The 1,286-nt window shown below is 70.1% G+C and carries 2 protein-coding genes; both read left to right on the top strand.

The annotated features are described in order from the left end of the window. The coding region (locus Y706_RS26550; protein ID WP_156945209.1) for a GNAT family N-acetyltransferase at nucleotides 1-467 on the top strand (467 nt) is incomplete at its 5' end. Between the two features lie 202 nt (nucleotides 468-669). After that, complete coding sequence (locus Y706_RS26545) at nucleotides 670-1,110, top strand: GNAT family N-acetyltransferase (RefSeq protein ID WP_343213089.1); 441 nt, start codon at nucleotides 670-672, stop codon at nucleotides 1,108-1,110. Nucleotides 1,111-1,286 lie beyond the last annotated feature (176 nt).

Genomic DNA, 1,286 nt, shown 5'->3' with positions numbered 1-1,286 from the left:
CGGACTCCAGCGGCCCCGAACCTGCCGTGGAAATTTCGGCCGAGCCGTCGGCGGAATGGCTGGAACTGTGGTGGAGCGTCGACGGCCGCGGGGGAGCGGACGAGCTCGCCGTGGCCCGCGGCATTCTCGAAGGGTGCCCCTCGCTGTACGCGCTGGTGCGGGACGACGGCGGCGCGCCGGCCGCCGTCGCACGCCTCGCCTTGCCCAACACCGGCCCGTCCGGGCCCGGGTGGGGCGGGCTGTACTGCATGGCAACGCGTCCGGATGCGCGGCGTCGGGGCTATGGCGGCCGGGTGGTCCAGGCGCTGCTGCACGAGGGCGGCGCCCGCGGCCTGGCGGGGTACTGGCTGCTGGTCATGGCCTCCAACGCCGGTGCCCGTGAGCTGTACGCCCGCGCCGGCTTCCGTGAAACCGGCCGCTACCTCTACCGTCAGGACAGGCCCAAGCGGCATTTGACCGGCTGCTAAGGATACCGGTACCGCCGTTCAGGTCACTCCGGTGTCGCGGGATGTCCCTCGGCTCAATGCTCACGCTAGAGGACAGCCTATGTCGCTATTTCTGTCGGTGCCTCCTGAGATGATCTGAGTGTGGAGAGCAGGACAGCGTTGAGCGCGGAGAGCGGTGCGGCGATAGAAGCCGTCGCCGCATCGGTTGCCGCGCTTGCCGCCTTTGGAAATTTCGGCCGAGCCGTCGGCGGAATGGCTGGAACTGTGGTGGAGCGTCGACGGCCGCGGGGGAGCGGACGAGCTCGCCGTGGCCCGCGGCATTCTCGAAGGGTGCCCCTCGCTGTACGCGCTGGTGCGGGACGACGGCGGCGCGCCGGCCGCCGTCGCACGCCTCGCCTTGCCCAACACCGGCCCGTCCGGGCCCGGGTGGGGCGGGCTGTACTGCATGGCAACGCGTCCGGATGCGCGGCGTCGGGGCTATGGCGGCCGGGTGGTCCAGGCGCTGCTGCACGAGGGCGGCGCCCGCGGCCTGGCGGGGTACTGGCTGCTGGTCATGGCCTCCAACGCCGGTGCCCGTGAGCTGTACGCCCGCGCCGGCTTCCGTGAAACCGGCCGCTACCTCTACCGTCAGGACAGGCCCAAGCGGCATTTGACCGGCTGCTAAGGATACCGGTACCGCCGTTCAGGTCACTCCGGTGTCGCGGGATGTCCCTCGGCTCAATGCTCACGCTAGAGGACAGCCTATGTCGCTATTTCTGTCGGTGCCTCCTGAGATGATCTGAGTGTGGAGAGCAGGACAGCGTTGAGCGCGGAGAGCGGTGCGGCGATAGAAGCCGTCGC

The organism is Arthrobacter sp. I3 (assembly GCF_000520575.1).
Lineage (GTDB): Bacteria > Actinomycetota > Actinomycetes > Actinomycetales > Micrococcaceae > Arthrobacter > Arthrobacter humicola_A.
The sequence above is the reverse complement of the archived record's forward strand: the minus strand, read 5'-3'. Positions and strand labels throughout refer to the sequence as shown.